We start from the raw sequence: 2375 nt of genomic DNA, 5'->3' as shown, positions 1-2375 counted from the left end.
CGCCGCAGCGGCAGCCGCGGTCGCGGGGGACGCGATCGTCGCCGCCGAGTCCACGCCGACAGTGGAAGCGGATGCCGCGGTCGAGCTCGGCGGGCAGTCCGGGGCCGCCGAGATCAGCGAGACCGCAGAGCCCATCGAGCCCGACGGACCGAGAGCGGTCGACGAGCCGCGCGAGGCCCACGCAGGCCCGGCGGCCGTCGATGTGGAGGTTCCCGCGCCGGTCGTGGACCCCGCCGCCGGCGAACCGCACCAGCCCGCCGAACACGCCCTGCCGGCCGATGATCTCAGGGCCACCGAGACCGAAGCACCGGCACCGGCCGAGCCCGACCAGCTCGCCATGACCGATCCCGCGCACGACGGCGCGGAACCGAGTGAACCCGCGTCAGACACCACGACCCCCGACAACGGCTCAGCGGCGTTCGCCGTGGCCAGCACGGGCATCATCGACATCGTGCCGTTCGTCCGGCCCGAACCCGACTCCGCCGAGCCGTCCGCCTCGGAGAGGGAAGGCTCCGACGACCCGCCGCCCGACGCCGATCCCGACGTCGAAGAGCTCGGCGCGATCGACGACGAGCTGTCGGTTCCGGAGCCCGCCGAAGAAGACGACGCGCGTCCGTGGGAGAACCGCGAGAAGACGGATGCCGACCTCGAGGCCGACCGCTTCTTCGCCGCCTTCGACGCCGCCGAACGCGCCGCGGAGGAGGCCGCCGCGGTTGACGCCGACTCGGACTCCCGGTCGTTGAGCGAGCGGGGAATGAGCGAGTCGGTCCGCCCCGAACCGGAAGACGACGAGCCCGCCGCCGGCGCGGGATCCGACCCTGGTCCGGCGGACGCAGAGCCCGTCGACGCTCCCTCGCCCGACGAACCAGACGGCACCGACCACCGCGATGGCCACGACGAAGGGGACGAGCGATGAGCCTCACCGCGGCGACCCGCGCCGAGACCACGAAGCAGTTCAGCACGTCCGTGTGGTGGATCCTCGCGATCGTGCTCGTCGCCTACGTCGGATTCACGGCCGCTGTTCTCGGCCTCGTGCTGGGCGGCGCAGCGAGCGGCTCACTGCCGGGCGACGCACCGCCACTGCCCGAAGAAGGCCTCTCGGCGGCCCTGTACAGCGTCGCCACCGCGGTCGGCTACGTGTTCCCGCTGCTCATCGGCACACTGGTGGTGACCGCGGAGTTCCGCCACAAGACTCTCACCCCGACGTTCCTGGCGACCCCGCAGCGCGGGCGGGTGCTGGTCGCCAAGCTCGCCGTCGGCGCGCTGCTCGGCATCCTCTTCGGGGTGGTCGGCATCGTGGCCTCCGCCGGTCCCGCGGCGGCATTCCTCGCGTCGTTCGGACTCGACACCGATTTCACCTCCGTCGAGACCTGGGCGATGTTCGGACGGATGCTGCTCGCCTACGTCCTGTGGGCGCTCATCGGCGTCGGGATCGGCGCGCTGGTGCGCAACCAGGTGGGTGCGATCGTCGGCGTGCTCGTCTTCACCCAGTTCGTCGAGCCGATCGGCCGCGCCGCGTCAGGGTTCGTCGACGGGCTCGCGAGTTTCACGCAGTACCTCCCGGGGGCCGCGAGCGACGCACTCGTCGGAGCGAGCGTGTTCACGATGGGCATTCCCGAGGGGTCGATGACGCAGCTCGAATGGTGGCAGGGCGGCCTGGTGCTGCTCGGCTACGCGGTCGTGCTGGTCGTGCTGGGCCACGTCGTCAGCTGGCGCCGCGATGTCAGCTGACAGGGGTCAGACGGCAGGAGCGGGCGCGGGCGACTTGCGCTTGCGCGGCTTCTTCTCGGGTGCGGTCGGAGTCGTCCCGGTCTCGGCGGCGATCTCGGCGACGTCGGCGGGCTCCTCGTCGACCTCGAGCCGCAGCGCCTGCACGAGCGCGAGACCGTGGCGAGTGGTCAGGATGATGCGCTGGAACTCGGGGTGATCCCCGAGATCGATCACGACGCTCGGCCGGCGACGCCGGATCACCGCGAAGTCGTCGCCTCCGGCGGAACGCCACGTCCCCATCGCCACGACGCCGCGGAAGTGCGTGCCGGGGCTCGGGATGCCGCGCAGCCACGTCCACGCGTCGTCGGTCAGCTGAACCTTGGTGATGGACGAGCGTTCGATGACCACGTTCCCCTTGCGGAACGACATGGCGCGCTCGGCTCCCGACAGCACGACCTCGAGCTGCGTCGAGTCGAGCAGCAGCGTCACCATGCGACTAGTCTGCCAGCGGCTCCCGGCCGAGCCGGACTCATTTTGCTTACAGGAGGGCAACGATCCTCGGCCCCGCCCCGCACCGGCGATGCGAGACTGGTCCGGTGACCGTCGTCGCATCCTCTGCCGCCTCCTCCCCCGCGGCACCGCCCGCGCTCGAGCGCGCGCTCGAG

Annotated in this window: 2 protein-coding genes and 1 pseudogene; 2 read left to right on the top strand and 1 reads right to left on the bottom strand. The window is 71.7% G+C overall.

The features are described 5' to 3' along the window. Positions 1-916: pseudogene (locus EIO58_RS18985) on the top strand (hypothetical protein); the annotation flags it as partial. Beyond that, positions 913-1731, top strand: coding sequence for an ABC transporter permease (locus EIO58_RS16385; RefSeq protein WP_127820377.1), 819 nt, complete (start codon positions 913-915; stop codon positions 1729-1731). The pseudogene EIO58_RS18985 and the gene EIO58_RS16385, both read left to right, overlap by 4 nt. A gap of 6 nt (positions 1732-1737) precedes the next feature. On the opposite strand, the gene EIO58_RS16380 is transcribed toward EIO58_RS16385, so the two are convergent. Next, on the bottom strand, positions 1738-2202 hold the full coding sequence (locus EIO58_RS16380) for a hypothetical protein (protein ID WP_127820376.1): 465 nt from the start codon (positions 2200-2202) through the stop codon (positions 1738-1740). Positions 2203-2375: the final 173 nt, after the last annotated feature.

Origin of the sequence: Microbacterium sp. CPCC 204701, assembly GCF_004010105.1 — a bacterium.
Lineage (GTDB): Bacteria > Actinomycetota > Actinomycetes > Actinomycetales > Microbacteriaceae > Microbacterium.
The sequence above is the reverse complement of the archived record's forward strand: the minus strand, read 5'-3'. Positions and strand labels throughout refer to the sequence as shown.

What these genes read in the sequence shown, in the direction of transcription:
- EIO58_RS16385 (WP_127820377.1), top strand. Translation starts at nt 913, where the DNA reads ATGAGCCTCACCGCGGCGACCCGCGCCGAGACCACGAAGCAGTTCAGC.
- EIO58_RS16380 (WP_127820376.1), bottom strand. Translation starts at nt 2,202, where the DNA reads ATGGTGACGCTGCTGCTCGACTCGACGCAGCTCGAGGTCGTGCTGTCG.